The organism is Mycolicibacterium sediminis (assembly GCF_010731735.1).
In the GTDB taxonomy this organism is placed as follows: domain Bacteria; phylum Actinomycetota; class Actinomycetes; order Mycobacteriales; family Mycobacteriaceae; genus Mycobacterium; species Mycobacterium sediminis.
Map to the genome: position 1 here is coordinate 918,269 of NZ_AP022588.1, position 19,070 is coordinate 937,338.

Here is a 19,070-nt window from a genome sequence, read left to right on the forward strand (position 1 = left end):
GCGTACTTCGCATGGGTGCACTGCCGGTACGTGCACGAGTGGGCACTCCCACCCCACGACCGAGTCGAGTTCACTGGGATCGACGACGACTCCGCACGACGAATTCTCGAGGACCAGTGACTGACTTACACGAGACCACAACCGATGCGCCCATCGCGGACCGCGACGGGTTGCCCACCGCCGCCCTGCTGATCATGGCGCTGATGGGCTTCGTCCTGATCGCCTCGGAGACCATGCCCGCCGGGTTGCTGCCTCAGATCGCCGACGGCATGGACGTCGGCGAGGCGACGGCGGGACAGCTGGTGAGCGCGTACGCGCTGGGCACCGTGCTCGCGGCCATCCCGGCCACCGCCGCGACCCGGGGACTGCGGCGCAAACCGCTCGCCGTCGTCGGCATGCTCGGCATCCTCGTCGCGAACGTGGTCACCGCGGTGTCCCCCGACATCGCGGTGTCGCTCGGCGTGCGACTGTTCGCCGGCGCGTGCTCCGGTCTGCTGTGGGGCATCCTCGCGGGCTACGCCCGGCGGATCAGCCCACCCGACCTCGCCGGACGTGCGCTGGCCATCGCGTCGATCGGCGTCCCCGCCGGTCTGGCGTTCGGCACCCCGCTCGGCTCGTGGATCGGATCGACCTGGGGCTGGCGGTACTCGTTCGCCACGCTGTCGGTGCTGGCGCTCGCGACCATCGTGCTGACGGTGCTCGTCGTGCCGGACGCGCCCGGTCAGCGCGCCGCGTCGCGGATGCCGGTGATCAAGGTGTTCGCTCTGCCCGGGGTGGCGCTCATCCTGGTGGTCATCTTCGCCTGGATGCTGGCGCACAACACCTTCTACACCTACATCGCCTACTACCTGCGGTTCGCCGACGTCGGCCTCAGCACGCAGGTCGCCCTGGTCGTCTTCGGTCTCGCAGCGGTCGTCGGCGTGTGGGTCACCGGGCTGCTGATCGACCGGGCCCTGCGGCTGCTCGTCCTGAGCAGCGTCGCGGCCTTCGTCGCGGCCGGTGTCGTCTTCGCCGTGGCGCACGACTCCCTCGCGGCCGTCGTCGTCGCGATCGTGCTGTGGGGCGTGGCGTTCGGTGGGGCGGCCACCCAGTTGCAGACGGCGATGGCCGAGTCGAGCGGCGAGAACGCCGACGTCGCCAACTCACTCGTCGGCGTCGCGTTCAACGTCGCCATCTTCGGTGGCGGAGTCGCAGGTGCGGTGCTTATCACCGTCGACCACGGACTCGGACTGCCCGCCGTCATGATCGTGCTCGCCCTCGTCGCCTTCTGCGTGGCGCTGGCCGCACGCCGCACCGCGTTCCCCCGCCGGCCGGTCAGGCAGGCGCGGTCGTGAAGGTCTCGACCTCTTTGATCGCGGCGCGACTGGCCCCGTCGGTGCTGCCGAGGGTCGTGATCCACACCAGCACCCGGGAGGTCGGGGCCGTCGACGTGACCGGGATCCGGTTGGGCCCCGGTCGAAGCGTCACCGGACCGGTCAACCGCGTCGTGTCCGACAGCGCCGTCGGGTCCGCGCCCGAGGTGCGGATCTCCACCGCCGTCCCACTGCTCGCGACGTCGAGCGTGACCGCGCTCAGGGTCGCCGGGCGCGGCATCGTCAGCAGCAGACCCACGCCCTGCTTGAAGCCGGGGAAGGGCGAATCGTCGTAGTAGCGGTCGGTGCTCCATGACGTGCTGCGGTCGCCGTCGACGGCCAGGCCCGCCGAGCCGGGGTTGTCGGGAGACCCGTCGGGTGAGAAGACCGTCGCCGCCGCCGGCCGGACCGGCGCCGCCGCGGCCTGACGTGTGACCGCCGGTTCCGACGGGGCATCCGTCGGGGCCAGGCCGAGCCGGGCGGCGTCCAGGCCCACGGAGCCGCCGTCACCGAACGTCCGCACCAGGGCCACGCTCGGCACGGCCACGATCGCGACGAGTGCCGCCGCCACGGCGCCGATCACCGCCATCCGGAGACGCGGGTCCCGCGGTCGAGGGGCGGGGCCGGCGATGGGCGGAACCGGCGGGGCCGGCACCGCGACCGGCGGCTCGACGTCCGTCACGGCGCGCGCCTGGCGCAGCAGACCGAGCACGGTGCCCGCCGAACCGATGCCACCGTCCGCGCGCAGGAGCCCGGCGGTGGCACTCGAGATCAGGAACGGGATGCGCTTGTCCACCTCGGCGGGCTCGACCGGCCACCCGGCAGAAATGAGGTCTGCCGCTCGCCACCCGTCGGGCATCGGGTCGTGCGGTGCCCAGCGGTCGACCAGCAGCGCGTACAGGGTGCTGCCGATGCCGTGGAGGTCGTCCTCCGGCGTCGTGTCCGGCATCGGCGCCGGGAAGGCCAGCACGACGTCACCATCGGTGCTGACGCGGATGCGGTCGGGGTGGTCGACGCCGAGCACGAACCCGGCCGAATGCGCGCAGTCGGCGGCCACGATCAGCGACTCGATCGCCGCGGCCGCCGCGATCGGCGCCGGGGAGGTGTCCACCACCTCGCGCAGCGACCCGCCGCGGACCCACTCGCACACCACCGCGCCGACGGCGCCGGTGCGCACGACGTCGACGATCCGCGCGATGCCGACCACGTCGAGACCGCGGAGCCGGGAGCTGCGGGCGAGGATCGCGTCCACGAGGTCCGCGGGCAGGCCGCCGTCGGGGTCGATCAGCGTGACGGCGACCGGCTGACCCGACCGGGTGTCGACGCCCTGCCAGAACTGGAGGTGCGGCGCGGTCCCGTGCGGCGCGACCAAGCGGTAACGACCCGCCACGGTGGTCTCGCGCGGCTCGGGATCGGTGGTCGTCATCGGCGCCCCTCGGCATCGCAGTCGGCGGAGCGGCATGTGCCGACACCCGGTGAAACAGGCTGGCAGTAGCCGATTCTCACGCGATCAAACGATACCCCGCCGATGAGCGGTCAGGATTCGACGAGGACCTTGAGCTGCTTGAGGGTCTGGTCCATGATGCGTCCGACCTGCCGTGCGGCGACCCAGTCGGCGAGCAGCCCGAGCACCCCGCCGGGCGCCTCGTAGGCGAGCCGGAACGTCACCTTCGTCCGGCCGTCGTCGTGGTCGCGAAGCCGGAATCTGCCGCGCAGGGTCACGCCGGTGATTCCGATCCAGGCGAGATCGCGGGCCTCGTCGAACTCGGTGACCTCGATGACCCCGCCGATCGGCACGGAACCGACGAGCCAGTGCACGGTGAAGCGGGAACCGACGCCCATCGGCCCGTCCGTCACCGTCTCCCAGCGCTCGAGTCGCGCCATGAACTCGGGGTAGCAGTGGGAGTCGCTGACGTGCTTCCACACCGCGTGCGGGGGGACGTCGACGATCACGCGCCGGTCGAGCCTCATCGTGACCCCTAACCGAGTATCGGGAATCGTCGACGCGCTGCCATCCGGTCCACGGCGGATTGCAGGCTGGCGAGCACGCGGTCGTTGATCGCGTCGTCGTCGCCGGCCTGCACGTCGTCGACCGCGATCGGTTCCTGCACCTCGATCGAGATCTTCGTCGGCAGCGGCAGCCGGGGCACCATGTCGCTGACCGCGAGCCCCCACGGCGGGGCCAGCAGGATCGGCACGCTCTTGAGCCGCGCCATCTTGTCGACCCGGAGGAGCTTGGCCAGCCACTGCCCACGGTCGAGGAACAGCGCCGCCTCCTGGCCGCCGACGCTCGCGATCGGGACGATGGGGACGCCCGCCTCGCGGGCCAGCTTCACGTAGCCCTTGCGGCCGCCGAAGTCGACCTCGTGCCGCTTCCACGACGGCCGGAACACCTCGTAGTCGCCACCCGGGTAGACCAGCAGCGCGCCGTTCGACTTCAGCGCCAGCACGGCGTTGTCGTGGTTCGCGGCGACGGTGCCGAACTTGCGCAGCGAGCCGAGGCCGGGCATCGACACGACCAGGTTGTGCGCGAGCTGGTAGAACGGCCGCTCCACGCCGAAGTACGAGCAGAAGGCCAGCGTGAAGACGAAGGTGTCGGGCGGGAGGTTGCCACCACTGTGGTTGCCCACCAGCAGGACCGGGCCGTCCTTCGGGATGCGGTCCAGACCCTTGACGTCGGCGCGGAAGTACAGGGAAGCCAGCAGCCACAGCCCCGGCAGCTGCTCGCGGATGTAGTCGGCGTCGCGTTGGTCCAGGTCGGCCTTCGGTACCCGTGACGTGACCTGGTGCTTCGTCCACTCGAGCACGTCACCGAAGGCTGCCATGCGCGGTGATATTGACCACTCCGCGCTTCGGCAAACCTCGTCGGCTTACGAGGCATAGAACCGGCGCGGCGTGGGTAACTCCGTTCGGGGGACACCCCCCTTGCACGGAAACTACGCACAGAAGACGAGCGCTGAACATGACACAGACCCGGATTTCCCGTCGACTTTCCGTCACCGCTGCGATTGCCGCCGCGTTCGCCGTGAGCACCATGACCGTGGCGTGCGGCGGATCGGACAGTGGCTCCGAGGAGTCGAGTACGTCCTCCACGAGTTCCACGAGTGAGACGACGATGGCCCCCACGACGTCGTCGCCCGCGATGACCACGACCGCCCCCGGGCCCGGTGCGGGTGGCGCACCCAGTGGCCAGCCCGGCGCAGGTGGTGCTCCCGGCGCAGGCGCAGGTGAGGGCGGCGCGACCGCTCAGGTTCCCGGCGCAGGCGCAGGTGCAGGACCCGGTGGGGCATCCGCCGAGGTTCCCGGTGCGGGTGCGGGCGCAGGCCCCGGCGGCGCATCCGCCAACGTTCCCGGCGCGGGTGCGGGCGCAGGCCCCGGTGGAGCCACCGCGGGCGTGCCCGGAGCAGGCGCGGGCGCAGGTCCCGGCGGTGCAGGAGCATGCGTCGGCGGCGTGTGCGTCGGTGCCGGATAGTCCCTAGCGATCCACGCGACGCGCTCCGTCCATCCGGACGGGGCGCGTCGTGTGCGTTGTGGGCCTGGTGTCGACGGAGCCGCCGCGGCGTTCTCGGCATGGTTCAAGGTCGGCCCCCGCGGGTATGGCGCGGCGGTGACGAACCCGACCCCGGTACCCGAGGATCTGCGCCGGTTGGCCGCTGCGCACGGCGTGGCCACCTCGTACAACAACGAGCGCCGTGAACCAGTCGAGGTGGACGCCGACGTGGTGATCCGCGTGCTGGGGTTGATGGACGTGGCGGCCGGCACCGAGGACGACCGTCGCCGCGAACTGGCCCGTCTCGAGGAACTGGACCGGGCGGGGGTGCTCCCGCCGACCATCGCGGTCCGCCTGGACGGTCGGCCCCGACCGGTCCCCGGCGGCGTCTCGCTGGAGTCCGAGGACGGCTCGCGGGTCGACGTGGCGGGAGAACTGCCCGGCGACCTGGAGCCCGGCTGGTACCGGTTGCACACCGAGGACGGCAGCACGTCGACAGTGGTGGCGGCTCCGCCGCAGGTGCCGTCAGCTCCGGCGACGTGGGGCTGGATGTTGCAGTTGTACGCGCTGCGGTCGGAGCGGTCGTGGGGCATCGGCGACCTCGGCGACCTCCGGGAGTTCGTCGACTGGACCGCCGACGCCCACGGTGCCGGCGCGGTCCTGCTGAACCCGCTGCACGCTCCGGGCCCGACGCATCCGGTGCAGCCGTCGCCGTACACGCCGTCCAGCCGACGGTTCGCCAATCCGCTGGCGCTGCGCATCGAGGACGTCGACGCCTACGGTCGCGCCGACGCGGACATCCGTGCCGAGGTGGACGCGCTGCGGGTGTCGGCGACCACGGAGCGCATCGACCACGACCTCGTTTGGGCCGCCAAACGCGATGCGCTGGAACTGCTTTGGCGCTCCGAGGGACGCCCGGACCCACTGGGTGACGCGTCCGACGGGCTGCGGGACTGGGCCACCTACTGCGCGCTGGCCGAGCGGCACGGTGGCCGCTGGTCCACCTGGCCGGAGGAGCTGCGCGACGTCGCCGGACCGGCGGTGGCGGCGGCCCGCTCGGAACTCGCGCCGCGGGTGGCGTTCCACGCATGGGTGCAGGAGCAGTGCGCCCGGCAGCTGGTGGGCGTGCGGGAGGCTGCACACCGGGCGGGGATGTCACTCGGCGTCCTGCACGATCTCGCGGTCGGGGTCGACGCGGACGGGGCCGACTCGTGGGCGCTGGCCGACGTGCTGGCCACCGGTGTGAGCATCGGGGCGCCGCCCGACAACTTCACCCCGCGCGGGCAGGACTGGGGGCTGCCCCCATGGCGACCCGATCGGTTGGCCGCGACCGGGTACGCCGCACTCCGGGACATGCTGCGCGCCGTGCTCGCGCACGCGGACGGACTGCGCATCGACCACGTCGCGGGATTGTGGCGGCTGTGGTGGATCCCGCCGGGCGACGGGCCCGACCGCGGCACCTACGTCTACTACGACGCCGAGGTGATGCTCGCGGTGCTGGCCCTCGAGGCGCACCGCGCGGGCGCCACGGTCGTGGGCGAGGACCTCGGCACGGTGGAACCGGAGGTCACCGAGGCGCTGGCGGACAACGGGATGCTGGGCTGCGCGGTGTCCTGGTTCACCCGCGACCAGTCCGATCCCGACGAGCCGCTGCTCGCCTCCGGGAAGTGGCCGTCGCGGGCCGTCGCCAGCCTGTCCACGCACGACCTGCCGACTGCCGCGGGCTTCCTGCGCGGTGAGCACGTACGGGCCCGCGCCGACCTCGGCCTGCTCGACGACGTCCCCGGCGAGGAGGCCAATGCCGCCCGGGAGCGCGACGAGTGGCTGGCGCTGCTGCGGTCGGAGGGCATGCTCGCCGACGACGATGCCGACGAGGCCGCCGTCATCGCGGCCATGCACCGATTCCTCGCGTCGAGTCCCAGCCAGCTGAAGCTGATCTCGCCTTACGACGTCATCGCCGAACCTCGTCAGCCCAATCTGCCCGGCACCGTCGACGAATATCCGAACTGGCGGCTCCCCCTGCCGATGACCCTCGAGCAGTTGCGCGCCGACCCGCGCGTCGCCGAGATCACGGCCGCCTTCCGGGCGACCGACTAGCTCCCGGCCGCCGCCGTACGTGCGAGTACGGCGGCGCAGCGGCCGATTCACCGCCACCACCGCACGCTCGGCGCCGCCGCGCGCCCCATTCCCGGCGGTCGTCAGCGCGCCCGCGGCACGACACCCACGCCCAATTCGCGCGTGCCCGGGAATTTTTTCGTTCCAATCCCGTTATCAAAGTTTGTCCCAAATATCACATGGGTAACTCTAGTAACAGCCCGGCCCGAGGCCCGGTCGAACGCCCTCCGAGAAAGAAGTGAATGGACCATCGACATGAACACCGTTCTTTACTGCAGCGCCAACGGCGCCATCTATGAGACCCACGCCTTCACCAAGGCGGACATCGACCAGCTCGTCACCGATCAGGGTCTTGAGTGCCTGACCAGCGCTGACCGGCAGTTCGACTTCTGGTTCAGCCCCGTCACCCCGGGCTGCCAGCGACGCGTCAACCAGAGCGCCACCGAACTGCTGCTCGCCACGACGCCGTTCACCGCGGGCACCGTGCCGCTGCTCCACGGAGCGGTCGTCGTCGCCACGCACGACGCGGACGGCGACCTCGACGGCCTGAGCTGGGAGCAGCTCGACCTCCTGGCCCGCAAGAACCAATCACTGACCAAGCGCGACGAGCGGACCCTCGAGCGCCGCATCGCCCGCGCGACCCGCCCGCAGAAGCGGCGCGCCCCGAAGAAGACCTCGCAGCCCGCCCTGGTCAGCTGCGCTCACCCGCGCACCGCCGTCTCGTACTGACCCGCTCAGTGCACCGGTGCCACGTCGGCAGGCGCCGGCCGCCTGCCGGTGAAGAACGCCGCACCGACGGCCACGACCGCCACCACCGCGGCGACCGTGAAGGCCGCCCGCACGCCGGGTAGGTCCGGTGCTCCACCCGAGCGCGAGTTCGTCGTCATCACCATGATGAACAACGCGGTGCCCGCTGCCCCCGCCACCTGCTGCAACGTCGTCAGGATCGCGCTGCCGTGCGAGTACAGCGACTCGGGCAGCGCGCCGAGGGCGTCGGTCATCAGCGGCGTGAACATCATCGACAGGCCGACCATCATCACGGTCTGCAGACCGATGACCTCCCAGATGGGCGAGTCAGCGGCCAGCGTCGCGAAACCCCACAGGGCCGCGCACAGCAGCAGCGACCCGGGGATGACGAGGGTTCGGGCGCCGTGGCGGTCGTACGCGCGTCCGACGAACGGGCCCGCCACTCCCATGAGCAGGCCTCCCGGCAGGCCGATGAGGCCCGCGATCAACGCGCTGCGCCCGAGCACGTCCTGCACGTACAGGGGCAGCATGATGATCGCCCCGAACAGCGCCATGAACCCGAGGACGACGAGCGTCAGCGACACGGTGAACCTGCCGTAGGTGAACGGTCGGAGATCCAGCAGGGCGCCGTCGTCGCGCTGCAGCCGGATCTGGCGCAGCACGAACAGCACCATCGCGACGGCGCCGACGGAGATCGGCACCCAGGCGGGGATGCCCGGATGCCCCGTCGCGGACTGACCGAACAGCGACAGGCCGAAGACCAGACCGGCGAACGCCAGAGCCGACAGCGGCACGGACACCACGTCGACGGGCGTCGTCCGGCGCTGCTCGAGGGTGATGCGCAGCCACCGAGCTCCGGCCGCGAGCGCGGCGAGGGCGATCGGGAGCACGATCCAGAACATCCACCGCCACCCGAGCGAGCCGAGGATCAGACCCGACAGCGTGGGCCCCACGGCAGGCGCGACGGCGATGACGATCGAGATCGTGCCCATCGTCTGTCCGCGCTTCTCCACGGGGACGAGGGTCATGATCGTCGTCATCAGCAGCGGCACCATCACGGCCGTTCCACAGGCCTGCACCACACGCGCCGCGAGCAGCACCGGGAAACCGGGGGCGAGGGCGGCGAGCAGCGTCCCCAGGCAGAACGTCGCCATCGATCCGAGGTAGACCCCGCGCGCCGGGAAGCGTTGCAGCAGCGCTCCCGTCATCGGGATGACCACGGCCATCGTCAGCAGGAAACCGCTGGTCAACCACTGTGCCGTCGCGGCCGTGACGTCAAGGTCGACGATCAGGGCGGGCAGCGCGACGCTCATGATCGTCTCGTTCAGGATCATGACGAACGCAGACCCCACCAGCAGGGCGATCACCACGGTGTCAGGAGACACGGCACGTCGCTGCGTCATCGTCGCTCCTCGCTCGTCGGCACCCCCAGTCATGCGGTGTGAGAACGGAATTGGCCCGTCAGACCTCCCAGGGTAGAGCAGTCTTGAATGTTTAGCACATCTAGGGTTCTGTCGGCTGGCGGCATCTCGTGCACGCCTGTCCGTCCCGCACGTGGTGACCGGGGCCGCCCGGCGGGACGCTGGAGTCATGGCACTTTTCATTGGAGTCCTCGCCGTCGCACTCCTCGGCATGCTCGCCTCGTGGCTCTACCGCGCAGCCGACCGATCCGAGACGATGCGCCGGCTCGTCGACGTCGTCGCGCTGGCGGGCCGGAGTTCGCCGTTCATGGGCCGCGAAACGCTCAGCCCGACCACCACGGACTCGACACGATGAGGTGACGAATGCGACGTCCCCGTGTCAGAGCGGGTTCGCGTGGGTAAGCCCTCGCGGTGTCGATGACGGGTCCACCTCGAGCAGCGGCCGAGCCGGCGGATCCGGCGTCGGTGCCCGATTCGCTCGACATACGGCAGCGCAACTTCATCTTCCTGGCGGTCGTGCTGGCCATGCTGCTGGCCGCACTCGACCAGACGATCGTCGCCACCGCGCTCCCCACGGTCGTCGCCGACCTCGGCGGTGCCGGCCACCAGGCGTGGGTGGTCACTAGCTACCTCCTCGCGTCGACGATCGTGACGGCGGTGGTGGGCAAGCTCGGCGACATCTTCGGCCGCAAGCGCATCTTCCAGGTCGCGATCGTGCTGTTCCTCGGCGGCTCGGTGCTGTGCGCCCTCGCCGGGTCGATGGGCGTGCTGGTGGCGGCTCGCGCGCTGCAGGGTCTCGGCGGCGGCGCGATCACGGTCACCGCGGTCGCGGTGATCGGTGAGGTCATCCCGCTGCGCGAACGCGGGCGCTACCAGGGCGCCCTGGGCGCGGTGTTCGGCGTCACCACCGTCATCGGACCGCTGCTCGGCGGACTGTTCACCGACCACCTGACCTGGCGCTGGGCGTTCTGGATCAACGTGCCCATCGGTCTGATCGTGCTCGCGATCGTCGGCGCCGCGATGCCCAAGCTCGCCAGCACCGCCCGGCCCGTCCTCGACTACGCGGGCATCGTCCTGATCGGACTCGGGGCTGCGGGCCTCACGCTGGCCACCAGCTGGGGCGGCACCACCTATGCGTGGGGGTCGGCGACCATCATCGCGCTGTTCGTCGGCTCCACGGCCGCGCTGGTCGCGTTCGTCGTCGCAGAACGCCGCGCCACCGAACCCATCCTGCCGATGCGACTGTTCGGCAACCCCGTCTTCACGGTGTGCTGCGTCCTGTCGTTCGTCGTCGGCTTCGCAATGCTGGGCGCGCTGACCTTCCTGCCGACCTACATGCAGTTCGTCGACGGCGTCTCCGCGACCGCCTCGGGGCTGCGCACGCTGCCGATGGTCCTCGGCCTGCTCGTCACCTCGCTGGGCAGCGGCGTGATCGTCGGCCGCACCGGGCGGTACAAGATCTTCCCCGTCGCGGGCACGGCGATCATGGCGGTGGGGTTCGTCCTGCTGTCGACTATGGGGCCCGGGACGTCGCTGCTGGTGCAGTCGCTCTACCTGCTGGTCCTGGGCGCGGGCATCGGGTTGAGCATGCAGGTGCTGATCCTGGTGGTGCAGAACACCGTCGACTTCACCGACCTCGGCGTCGCGACGTCCGGCGTCACGTTCTTCCGGACCATCGGCAGTTCGTTCGGCGCCGCGATCTTCGGCTCGCTGTTCTCGAACTTCCTCGAGGACCGGTTGCCCGCGGCGATGGCCGGCAGCGGGGCGCCACCGGAGGCGGCGACGTCGCCGCAGGCGCTGCACCGCCTGCCCGAGCAGATCGCCGCACCGATCGTGGGCGCGTACGCCGATTCGCTGAGCCAGGTGTTCCTGTTCGCGGCGCCGATCGCCGTCGTCGGCTTCGTCCTCGCCCTGTTCCTGAAGCAGGTGCCCCTGCGCGACGCCGCGGCGAGCGGCAGCATGGATCTGGGTGAGGGCTTCGGCATGCCCACCACCGAGTCGCCCGAGAAGCTGCTCGAGGTCTCCATCGGCCGGCTGCTGCAGCGCACCAACGGCATCGATCTGGAATCGGTGTCGCACTCGTCGCGCAGCCGCTTGGACACGGCACGACTGTGGGCGCTCATCCAGGTCTACCGCCACGGCGCGGTGGCGGGCAACGCGAACCTCCTGGCCATCGCCGAGGAACGACGCGTTCCGCGCCAGATCCTCGAGCCGACCTTCGACCGCCTGGTGTCCACCGGCTACGCGACCCGGCTCGGCAACCTGTTCACCCTCACCCCGGCCGGCGCCGGCGAGGTCAACACCGCCCGCGACGTCATCTCCAGCTGGATCACCGAAACGCTCGCCCAGTCCGACGAGTTCAACGGTCGGCCGGACCGGATGCAGGTTCAGGGTGCCCTCGACCGGATCGCCCGCGGCGTGCTCCTCGAGCAGAGCACCACCAACAACGAGACCCGGCCGATGAAGCTCGGCGCACCGCCTCCTCCGGTCACCGAACCGAGCACGACACGGCTGCGTGCCCAGGCGCCGGTGGCCCAGGCCGAACCGCCCACCCGCCCGTTCCGCCCCCGTGCGACGCTGCCCCCGCCGTCGCGTCCCGGGCCGCGCCCACCGCGGCGATAGCAGGCAGGCCTCGAGTGTGAACGTGACGACGTTCCTGGCCCGGGAACGTCGTCGGATTCACACTCGGCGCCGTCGAGCCGAGGCCTACCCCGGGACCGACAGCATCATCGGATTGCCCCGCAGGCGATGCGGATCCGGGAGGGACGCGACGTTGTTTGACCACCCGCTTCTCGGGAACAGCCCGTCATCGTGTCGAGTACCTCGGTGTTGTCGCGGCTCGTCGGCTTCGTCCGTGCCGGCTACCCCGACGTCGCGCCGCGCACCGGTCACGTCTCGCTGTTCGCCCTGTGTCCCCGTCGTCTGTGCGACGACGACGTCCGGTTCCTGACGAGCGTGCTGACCAAGGCCGGCCCGCCGGTGACGCAGGCCGACGTCCGTGCCGCCATCACCACGCTGATTCGAGACGCCGCGTCGAGCGACGACTGCGACCGCGTCAGCAGGCGTCTCGCCGACGACGGGTGGCTCGTCCTCGACGGCTCGAACCGGTGCATCGCCGCGACCACGACACCCCGCCCCGTCGCGAAGGGAGACGACTCGACCATGACGATCGACGACCTGACCGGACCCCGGCTGGTGAACAGGCTGGCGCACCTGGCCGAGGCCGCTCCCGCGCGGGAGCCCATCGAGGACGTGTTCGCCGACGTCTGCGCGTCGGCCGTCGAACTGATCGACGGCGCGAGCCACGCGGACGTCATGCTGATCCGCGACGATCACGTCGTCTCGGTCGGTGCGACGTCCGACCTGTCGGTCCGGCTCGACGAACTGCAGCGCAGGTTCGGAGAGGGGCCGTGCGCCGACGCCGCCTTCACGGCCACCACGGTGCGCGCGGACGACTTCCGCACCGAGACGCGCTGGCGCGAATATGCTCCTGCCGCAGCGGAACTCGGGATGCGCAGCTGCCTGTCGTACAGACTGTACGGCGAGGGACGGATCGCGGCGACGATGAACGTCTTCGGCCACGAACCCGACGTCTGGGACGAGGAGGCCGAGACGATCGGGGAGATCCTCGCCGCGCATGCGGCGGCCGCCATCACCGCAAGCCGGTGGGGTGCGACGGTGCATTCGACGCTGAGCCTGCGCGACCGCATCGGGCAGGCCAAGGGCATCCTGATGGAGCGCTACGGGGTGGACGACGTCCGCGCGTTCGAGATCCTGCGGCGGCTCTCACAGGAGGCGCGCCTCCCCCTCGCCGAACTCGCCCAGCGGGTCGTCGACACCCGCACTCCGGGCGCCTCCGAGAGCGTGGCCGACTGACCGTCGCGGACGTGCGACAAGATGGGTTCATGACTCACGGAAAATCGGTCTTCATCACCGGCGCAGCCGCCGGGATCGGCCGCGCCACCGCACTGTCCTTCGCCAAGCGCGGCTACGTCATCGGGGCCTACGACCTCGACGAGGTGGGCTTGAAGTCCCTGACCGACGAGGTCGAGGCGCTCGGCGCCACGATCGTGACGGGAAAGCTCGACGTCACCGACGCCGACGAGATGGCCTCCTCGGTCGCCGCGTTCGTGGCGACCACGGGCGGACGGCTCGACGTCATGATCAACAACGCGGGCATCCTGATCGCCGGACGCTTCGAGGAGATCCCGGTCGCGAGGCATCACCGGGAGATCGACATCAACACCAAGGGCGTCGTCAACGGCCTGCACGCCGCATTCCCCTACCTGAAGTCGACGCCCAACTCCGCGGTCGTGAACATGGCCTCGGCGTCGGCGATCTACGGTCAGGCCGAACTCGCCAACTACAGCGCGACGAAGTTCTTCGTCCGCGCCGTCACCGAGGCGCTCGACCTGGAATGGGCCCGCTACGGCATCCGGGTGGTGGCGATGTGGCCGCTGTACGTGCAGACCGCGATGACGACCGACGTCAAGACGGGGACGACGGACTCGCTCGGCATCCGGCTCACCGCCCAGGACATCGCCGACGACATCGTCAAGGCCGTCGACCCGTCCCGGCCGCGGCGGCTGGTCCACCAGGTGCACTTCCCGGTCGGGCGGCAGGCCAAGGCCCTCGCCGTGGGTGCCCGCTTCTCCCCCGCGTGGATGACGCGGCTGGTCAACAAGCGACTGGCCGGCTCCTAGCGGGCGGCTGGGCCCGGATCAGCTCTGGCCCAGCCCCACTCGCAAGCCGAGCCACAGCGCGCCGACGGCCCCGAGCAGACAGATCGGCACCGTCGCGGCACCCAGCGCGGTGAAGCGGGCCAGACGCGGCGGCTGGCCCGCGGCGTCGAGGACCCTGCGCCACAGCAGTGTCGCGAGCGAGCCGACGTAGGTCAGGTTGGGACCGATGTTGACGCCCACCAGCATGGCGAGGATCAGGCCGGGGGGAGCGGTCGTGCCGAGCGCTGCGAGCAGGATCAGCGTCGCGGGCAGGTTGTTCACGACGTTGGCCAGTACCGCGGCCAGAGCCGCCATGGCCACCAGCCCCCACAGCGACGTCGACGACGGGACGAGGGTCTCGATCGCCTCGCCGAGCCCGTTCGAACTCACCGCGGCCACCACGATGCTGAGGGCGAGCACGAACACGCAGAACAGCGGCGACGCGGAGGCGACGATCGCCCCCGGCGTGATCAGCTTGGCGGACAACGCCGGAACGGCGAGCACCGCCGCTCCGGCCACGGCGATCCACACCGGTTCGATGCTCAGCCATCCCGACACCCCGAACCCGAGCAGGGTGGCGCCGAGGACGGCGAAGGCGAACACGGGAGCGTCGGGCACGGCGGCCGTGTCACCCGTCTCGACGGACGGTTCCGACACCGTCAGGTCGCGACGGAAGAACCACCGGAACACGGCGTACTCGAGGAGGATCGAGACCAGCCACGGCAGCGCCATCACCGAGGCGAACGACGCGAAGGACAGCCCGCAGGCCGAGAATGCCAGCAGGTTGGTCAGATTCGACACCGGCAGCAGCGTCGACGCCGTGTTGGACAGGTGCGTGCAGGCGTAGACGTGCGGGCCCGACCGGACCCCCGCCAGTCGCGCCGAGCCGATGACCACCGGAGTCAACAGCACCACCGTGGCGTCGAGGCTGAGCACGGCGGTGGTCACCGAGGCCGCGACGAAGACCAGCGTCAGCAGGCGGTGAGGCCTGTCCTGCGACGATCTCCCCAGAACCGTTCCAAGCCAATGGAATACGCCGAGCACGTCGGCGAGACGCGCCAGCACCAGGATCGCAGCGAGGAACCCCACGGTGGGAGCCAGCAACAGCACCTGGTGTTCGGCGTCGTGCGGCGAGATGATCCCGAGGAGCAGCACGACGGCTGCGGCGGGCACCGCCAGCGCGGCCTCGGGGAGACCGCGAGGCTGCACCATGGCGAAGATCAGGACGGCCGCGAGCAGGGCCAGGGACACGACTTCCGGCCAGGGAGCCGTCACCGCGCGGGGACCGGTTCGGCGTCCGAGGACCGCCGTGTCTCGGGGACGCCGAAGTACAGGATGCCGAGCGCCACGACCGAGATGGCCGTGAGGGTCAGCATCGCGGCCTGATAGCCGGACGCCGCGAAGACGGCGCCGGCGAGGGTGGGGCTGAGCGCGCCGCCGATGCCCTGCACCATCGTCGCGGCACCGAGGGCCACGTTGTAGCGGCCGCTGCCCCTGGTCAGATCGGCCACCATGACGGCGAACAGCGGCCCCTGCAGGCCCGCCGCGACGCCGTCGAGCGCTTGGATCGCGATGACCAGGCCCGGGCTCGCGGTGATGGCGAACAGCAGACCGCGCACCGGCAGGACCGCGAAGGCGATCAGCAGCAGGGGTTTTCGTCCCCACCGTTCGGACCGGCCCGTCAGCAGCGCCATCGGGATCATCACCAGCTGGGCCACCACGATCAGTGCCGCCTGGTAGAGCGCCCCGGCGTGGGAGTCGCCGACGGCCAGTCGCTCGCCCGCGATGGGCAGCATCGCCCCGTTGCCGAGCTGCCACAGCCCCACGACCGCGGCCAGGATCAGCAGCGGGCGGTTGCGCAGCAGCATCCGGAAGCCCGACGGTGCGTCACCGCCGTCGGTGGTCGACTGCAGTCCGCGTGCGAGCCCGTCGTCGATGAGGGACGCCTTGATCGCGAGGGTCGCGATGACGACGAAGATCCCGAACAGGCTGGCGATCCAGAAGCCCAGGCGCAGGCTGACCAGATAGCCCGCCAGTCCGGCGATGGTCGACCCGACGACGTTGCCCGCATGGTTGAACGCCGTCATGCGGCCGGTCTGTTCGGCGTAGCGCTGCGGGCCGACGAGGCCCAGTGCTATCGCCGCGATGACCGGTCCCACCACGACGCCTCCGACGCCGGTGATCAACTGCGCCGCGGTGACGACCCCGATGGTCGGCGTCAGCGTGACGATGAGGGTTCCGATCGACGTCAGCGCGGCGGCACCCGCCAGCAGTGCGCGCTTGTGCCGCGAGGAGTCGATCAGCGCGCCGGCGGGGGCGTTGAGGAAGAGGCCGATCGCCCCGCCGAGGGTGAGGACCACGCCGATGCTCGCGGGATTCCAGCCGTGCTGGTTAATCAGGTACACCCCGAGGAACGGACCGAGGCCCGACTGCACGTCGGCGATGAAGAAGTTGACGCCGTTCAGCGCCCGGAGGGAGCGCTTGAGTTCGGGACCGTCGGCGGGAGGCGACGTCATACCGCGTCGGCGGGTCTCGTGGCCGCGAGTGCCCAGATGCCACGGCACTTCGTGCAGGTCCCGTTCGGCCCCATCTCGTAGAGTCCGATCTCGTCGAGGTGCCCGTCGAACGCCGACGGTTCGGGCAGCCCCGAGAGGTCGACGCGGACACTCTCGTCACGTGGCCAGGTGAGGGTGACGTGCGGATCGAAGCGGTCGTCCCGGTCGTCGGAGACCGCGTCGTACCCGTACTCCCGAAGCTGTCGGACCTGCGCCGGATCCCGTGGATCGGCCGCAGCCAGCAGGTCGGCCAGGTTCTCGCCTCCGGGGCCGCGTTCGCGGAGCCGGCCGCGGCGGAGCGGCTCGACCGCGGCGACCACCGCGCGTTGGACCCGCCGCCAGTCGTCGGTGCGCGCGTAGAAGACCTCCGGCGCCCCTTCGTGGTTGAACCGGTACTCGGTGGCCTCGGCCCGAACGGACGCCACCTCCCGCGCCGCGTCGCCGAGGGCCGTTCGGACCGCTTCGACGTCGTCCTCGTCGACTGCCAGCATGAATAGCGAGACGTGCGGTTCGCAGACGCTGCCGGGCACTCCCGGGAACTCCTCGCCGAGGCGGAAGCACGCGTCCCCGCCGCGGCGGTCGATGAGCGCGGCCAGCGCGTTGCTGCAATCGACGGACCGGGTGCGCACGCCATGGGGCAGGCGCATCACCACGTCGAGTACCACGGTCCGATTCTGGGCTGCGCCCAATGTCTTCCTCCTGGTCCGGGGGCCGACCACTGCGGGTGTCTGCCGTCGGCGGGACGCTACGGCGGCTGGCTGTGGGGTTGCTGGATGGCGGGGTCGTCTTCGCCGGACGGCCGCTCGAACACCCGTTTCCGCATGCGTCGACGGACGTCAGGGGGGTTCTGACGAACTGATGACGCCTCGGCCGGGCGGGATGTCCGACCTCGAGGTTTGCGTGGGACGCGAGCGGGCAAGCTCCCCCTCGTGTCCCAGCCACGCCCGCAGGACCTCGCGCACAAGATGGCCGAGTTGGCGCGTTCCGTCGCGGTTCCGCGGACGACCGAGGACATCTTCGCGGAGGTGACCAAGGCCGCGGTGGAGCTGATTCCGGGCGCCGATGCCGCCGGGATCCTGCTCATCAGGAAGGGCGGGAAGTTCGAGTCGCACGCGGGCACCACCGACCTGCCGCATCGGCTCGACGAACTGCAGCACCGCTTCCAGGAAGGTCCGTGCATGGATGCGGCCCTGGCCGAGGTCGTGGTCCGCACCGACGACTTCCGGCGGGAGACGCGGTGGCCCTCGTACTCGGCGGCCGTCCAGGAATTCGGAGTCTTCAGCGGGCTGTCGTTCAGGCTCTACACCAAGGACCGGACGGCCGGCGCGCTCAACCTCTTCGGTTTCCAGCCGACGGAGTGGGATGCGGACCGGCAGACGATCGGCACCGTGCTCGCCGCCCACGCCGCGGCCGCGATCCTGTCCAGCCAGCAGGGCGAGCAGCTGCAATCCGCCCTGATGAGCCGCGACCGCATCGGACAGGCCAAGGGCATCATCATGGAGCGCTTCGGCATCGACGACATCCAGGCGTTCGACATGCTCCGTCAGCTGTCCCAGGAGGGCAACGCGAAACTGGTCGACGTCGTGCAGCGCGTGATCGATACGCGGGGGCGCTGACCGACCTAGGACCGACCATCCGCGTCGGTCGGACCGGACTCCGATCCTCCGTCGGCATAACTGAATTCGTCGCTGTAGGGTGCTCTCGGCGGAGCGATCTCGTCGAGGCGCTCATTGATCGCGTGCGCCAGCATGTCGTGCTGGTCCGGTGGCAGCGCGATGGCTCCGTTGAGGTACGCGTCGAGCGCGAACCGGTCGGCGTCGCCACCGAGACTGAAGTACCGCAGCCACAGTTGGTCGGCGGTGATGTCGGCCGCCTCCAGGGCGAGGTGGAACCGCTCGTTCAGCTCGTCGTGGTCGGCCATCACCGGCTCACGCGTCCGCCACCGACGCGACGATGCGCGCGGCGACGTCGCCAACCAGCCTCCGGCTGCGGTGCGACTCCGCCGTCAGCTCCCGGAACGCCTCGGCAGCGCCGATCCCGTTGCGCGCCATGAGGATTCCGCGTGCCATGGCGATCTGGTCGCGCGATCGCAGCGTCTCCTTCAACTGGTCGCTGAGGCGCTCGGACGCCTGCAAGGTCTTGACGTTGCCGACGAAGATGGAGGCCCGGGCGGCGAAGCGACGGAGGAGTTCCTCGGCGTGATCGTCGTAGGCCTCCACGGTGGTCGAGTAGACCTTGATGGCACCGAGGTGGTCGTCGCCGTTGGTGAGCGGAGCGCTGAGAAACGAACGCATGCCCAACTCGTGGGCGCGTGCGATCCACGTGGGCCAGCGACGCGCGTCGCCCGACCCGTCCGAACGCACGACGATGCCTTCCCGCCACGCGGTGAGGCACGGTCCCTCGTCGAGTTCGTACTGGGCGTCGTCGAGTTGCTCGACCAGCGCGTCGGTGGCGGCCGACGTGATGCGCCTGCCATCGCGATCCAGCAGGCTGATGCCGGACCCCGCACTGCCGGCGATGGTTTCGGCGGCGAGCGCCGTGACGGTCGAGAGCGCCGTGGCCACCGTCGTCTCGGTCAGGAGCATCCCCGACATCCGTGCGAACATCCCCACCAGCTCCTCGGCGGGGTCGGGACGTTGCGTCACTGGGCGTCGCTCCTTTTCGTCGGC

General features: G+C 70.7%; 18 protein-coding genes and 1 pseudogene. 10 read left to right on the forward strand and 9 right to left on the reverse strand.

From position 1 onward, the window contains the following. Nucleotides 1–116 precede the first annotated feature (116 nt). Nucleotides 117–1,334: an MFS transporter gene (locus G6N64_RS04525; protein ID WP_197748321.1), complete on the forward strand. Its 1,218-nt coding sequence runs from the start codon at nucleotides 117–119 to the stop codon at nucleotides 1,332–1,334. Here G6N64_RS04525 and G6N64_RS04530 read toward each other — a convergent pair. The 3 genes from G6N64_RS04530 to G6N64_RS04540 form a co-directional block, all read right to left on the reverse strand. After that, nucleotides 1,315–2,778 carry a protein kinase family protein gene (locus G6N64_RS04530; protein WP_163795798.1) on the reverse strand — a complete coding sequence of 488 codons (1,464 nt, stop codon included), beginning with the start codon at nucleotides 2,776–2,778 and terminating at the stop codon, nucleotides 1,315–1,317. The two genes, G6N64_RS04525 and G6N64_RS04530, sit on opposite strands and share 20 nt — an antisense overlap. A gap of 110 nt (nucleotides 2,779–2,888) precedes the next feature. Next, nucleotides 2,889–3,323 carry an SRPBCC family protein gene (locus G6N64_RS04535; protein WP_163795799.1) on the reverse strand — a complete coding sequence of 145 codons (435 nt, stop codon included), beginning with the start codon at nucleotides 3,321–3,323 and terminating at the stop codon, nucleotides 2,889–2,891. 8 nt (nucleotides 3,324–3,331) lie between these two features. Further along, a complete protein-coding gene (locus G6N64_RS04540; protein WP_163795800.1) occupies nucleotides 3,332–4,177 on the reverse strand; it encodes a lysophospholipid acyltransferase family protein in 846 nt (281 codons plus the stop codon). Between the two features lie 200 nt (nucleotides 4,178–4,377). Between G6N64_RS04540 and G6N64_RS04545 the strand changes: the two genes are divergently transcribed. From G6N64_RS04545 to G6N64_RS04555, 3 genes are all read left to right on the forward strand, one after another. Then, nucleotides 4,378–4,824: a hypothetical protein gene (locus G6N64_RS04545; protein WP_163794976.1), complete on the forward strand. Its 447-nt coding sequence runs from the start codon at nucleotides 4,378–4,380 to the stop codon at nucleotides 4,822–4,824. A 135-nt stretch (nucleotides 4,825–4,959) separates the two neighbouring features. Continuing rightward, the gene (gene malQ, locus G6N64_RS04550) at nucleotides 4,960–6,939 is read left to right on the forward strand and encodes a 4-alpha-glucanotransferase (RefSeq protein WP_163795801.1); all 1,980 of its coding nucleotides are present in this window, start codon (nucleotides 4,960–4,962) and stop codon (nucleotides 6,937–6,939) included. Nucleotides 6,940–7,212: 273 nt separating this feature from the next. Then, nucleotides 7,213–7,686, forward strand: a complete 474-nt coding sequence (locus G6N64_RS04555; RefSeq protein WP_163795802.1) for a hypothetical protein — start codon at nucleotides 7,213–7,215, stop codon at nucleotides 7,684–7,686. A 5-nt stretch (nucleotides 7,687–7,691) separates the two neighbouring features. Here G6N64_RS04555 and G6N64_RS04560 read toward each other — a convergent pair whose 3' ends face one another. Then, nucleotides 7,692–9,107: a DHA2 family efflux MFS transporter permease subunit gene (locus G6N64_RS04560; protein WP_163795803.1), complete on the reverse strand. Its 1,416-nt coding sequence runs from the start codon at nucleotides 9,105–9,107 to the stop codon at nucleotides 7,692–7,694. Between the two features lie 187 nt (nucleotides 9,108–9,294). Between G6N64_RS04560 and G6N64_RS04565 the strand changes: the two genes are divergently transcribed. The 5 genes and pseudogenes from G6N64_RS04565 to G6N64_RS04580 all read left to right on the forward strand — a co-directional run bounded on the left by G6N64_RS04565 (nucleotide 9,295) and on the right by G6N64_RS04580 (nucleotide 13,828). Further along, complete coding sequence (locus tag G6N64_RS04565; protein WP_163795804.1) at nucleotides 9,295–9,480, forward strand: hypothetical protein; 186 nt, start codon at nucleotides 9,295–9,297, stop codon at nucleotides 9,478–9,480. Nucleotides 9,481–9,542: 62 nt separating this feature from the next. After that, nucleotides 9,543–11,747 carry an MDR family MFS transporter gene (locus G6N64_RS04570; RefSeq protein ID WP_163801437.1) on the forward strand — a complete coding sequence of 735 codons (2,205 nt, stop codon included), beginning with the start codon at nucleotides 9,543–9,545 and terminating at the stop codon, nucleotides 11,745–11,747. Between the two features lie 204 nt (nucleotides 11,748–11,951). Continuing rightward, nucleotides 11,952–12,203 (forward strand): annotated as a pseudogene (locus G6N64_RS30680) (DUF3349 domain-containing protein); the annotation flags it as partial. A 90-nt stretch (nucleotides 12,204–12,293) separates the two neighbouring features. Further along, on the forward strand, nucleotides 12,294–13,001 hold the full coding sequence (locus G6N64_RS04575; protein ID WP_409370716.1) for a GAF and ANTAR domain-containing protein: 708 nt from the start codon (nucleotides 12,294–12,296) through the stop codon (nucleotides 12,999–13,001). A 29-nt stretch (nucleotides 13,002–13,030) separates the two neighbouring features. Then, entirely contained in the window at nucleotides 13,031–13,828 is a 798-nt protein-coding gene (locus tag G6N64_RS04580) for an SDR family oxidoreductase (protein WP_163795806.1), read from the forward strand. 18 nt (nucleotides 13,829–13,846) lie between these two features. Here G6N64_RS04580 and G6N64_RS04585 read toward each other — a convergent pair whose 3' ends face one another. The 3 genes from G6N64_RS04585 to G6N64_RS04595 are packed head-to-tail and all read right to left on the reverse strand — an operon-like array spanning nucleotide 13,847 to nucleotide 17,066. Continuing rightward, nucleotides 13,847–15,121: an ArsB/NhaD family transporter gene (locus tag G6N64_RS04585; protein WP_264002171.1), complete on the reverse strand. Its 1,275-nt coding sequence runs from the start codon at nucleotides 15,119–15,121 to the stop codon at nucleotides 13,847–13,849. Beyond that, nucleotides 15,118–16,362 carry an MFS transporter gene (locus tag G6N64_RS04590; protein WP_163795807.1) on the reverse strand — a complete coding sequence of 415 codons (1,245 nt, stop codon included), beginning with the start codon at nucleotides 16,360–16,362 and terminating at the stop codon, nucleotides 15,118–15,120. The genes G6N64_RS04585 and G6N64_RS04590 overlap by 4 nt, the downstream gene beginning before the upstream one ends. Then, entirely contained in the window at nucleotides 16,359–17,066 is a 708-nt protein-coding gene (locus G6N64_RS04595) for a hypothetical protein (protein WP_163795808.1), read from the reverse strand. Before G6N64_RS04595 ends, G6N64_RS04590 begins: the two co-directional genes overlap by 4 nt. Before the next feature lie 300 nt (nucleotides 17,067–17,366). On the opposite strand from G6N64_RS04595, the gene G6N64_RS04600 reads away from it, so the two are divergent. Then, nucleotides 17,367–18,017 (forward strand): GAF and ANTAR domain-containing protein, encoded by a 651-nt coding sequence (locus tag G6N64_RS04600; protein WP_163801439.1) that lies wholly within the window; start codon nucleotides 17,367–17,369, stop codon nucleotides 18,015–18,017. Nucleotides 18,018–18,022: 5 nt separating this feature from the next. Here the strand turns inward: G6N64_RS04600 and G6N64_RS04605 are convergent, their stop codons facing one another. Then, nucleotides 18,023–18,322 carry a hypothetical protein gene (locus G6N64_RS04605; RefSeq protein WP_163795809.1) on the reverse strand — a complete coding sequence of 100 codons (300 nt, stop codon included), beginning with the start codon at nucleotides 18,320–18,322 and terminating at the stop codon, nucleotides 18,023–18,025. 7 nt (nucleotides 18,323–18,329) lie between these two features. Further along, nucleotides 18,330–19,046: a GAF and ANTAR domain-containing protein gene (locus G6N64_RS04610; RefSeq protein WP_163795810.1), complete on the reverse strand. Its 717-nt coding sequence runs from the start codon at nucleotides 19,044–19,046 to the stop codon at nucleotides 18,330–18,332. Nucleotides 19,047–19,070: the final 24 nt, after the last annotated feature.

Coding starts and splice junctions, on each gene's coding strand:
- G6N64_RS04530 (WP_163795798.1), bottom strand. CDS start 2,778: ATGACGACCACCGATCCCGAGCCGCGCGAGACCACCGTGGCGGGTCGT.
- G6N64_RS04535 (WP_163795799.1), bottom strand. CDS start 3,323: ATGAGGCTCGACCGGCGCGTGATCGTCGACGTCCCCCCGCACGCGGTG.
- G6N64_RS04540 (WP_163795800.1), bottom strand. CDS start 4,177: ATGGCAGCCTTCGGTGACGTGCTCGAGTGGACGAAGCACCAGGTCACG.
- G6N64_RS04555 (WP_163795802.1), top strand. CDS start 7,213: ATGAACACCGTTCTTTACTGCAGCGCCAACGGCGCCATCTATGAGACC.
- G6N64_RS04560 (WP_163795803.1), bottom strand. CDS start 9,107: ATGACGCAGCGACGTGCCGTGTCTCCTGACACCGTGGTGATCGCCCTG.
- G6N64_RS04565 (WP_163795804.1), top strand. CDS start 9,295: ATGGCACTTTTCATTGGAGTCCTCGCCGTCGCACTCCTCGGCATGCTC.
- G6N64_RS04570 (WP_163801437.1), top strand. CDS start 9,543: ATGACGGGTCCACCTCGAGCAGCGGCCGAGCCGGCGGATCCGGCGTCG.
- G6N64_RS04580 (WP_163795806.1), top strand. CDS start 13,031: ATGACTCACGGAAAATCGGTCTTCATCACCGGCGCAGCCGCCGGGATC.
- G6N64_RS04590 (WP_163795807.1), bottom strand. CDS start 16,362: ATGACGTCGCCTCCCGCCGACGGTCCCGAACTCAAGCGCTCCCTCCGG.
- G6N64_RS04600 (WP_163801439.1), top strand. CDS start 17,367: ATGGCCGAGTTGGCGCGTTCCGTCGCGGTTCCGCGGACGACCGAGGAC.
- G6N64_RS04605 (WP_163795809.1), bottom strand. CDS start 18,322: ATGGCCGACCACGACGAGCTGAACGAGCGGTTCCACCTCGCCCTGGAG.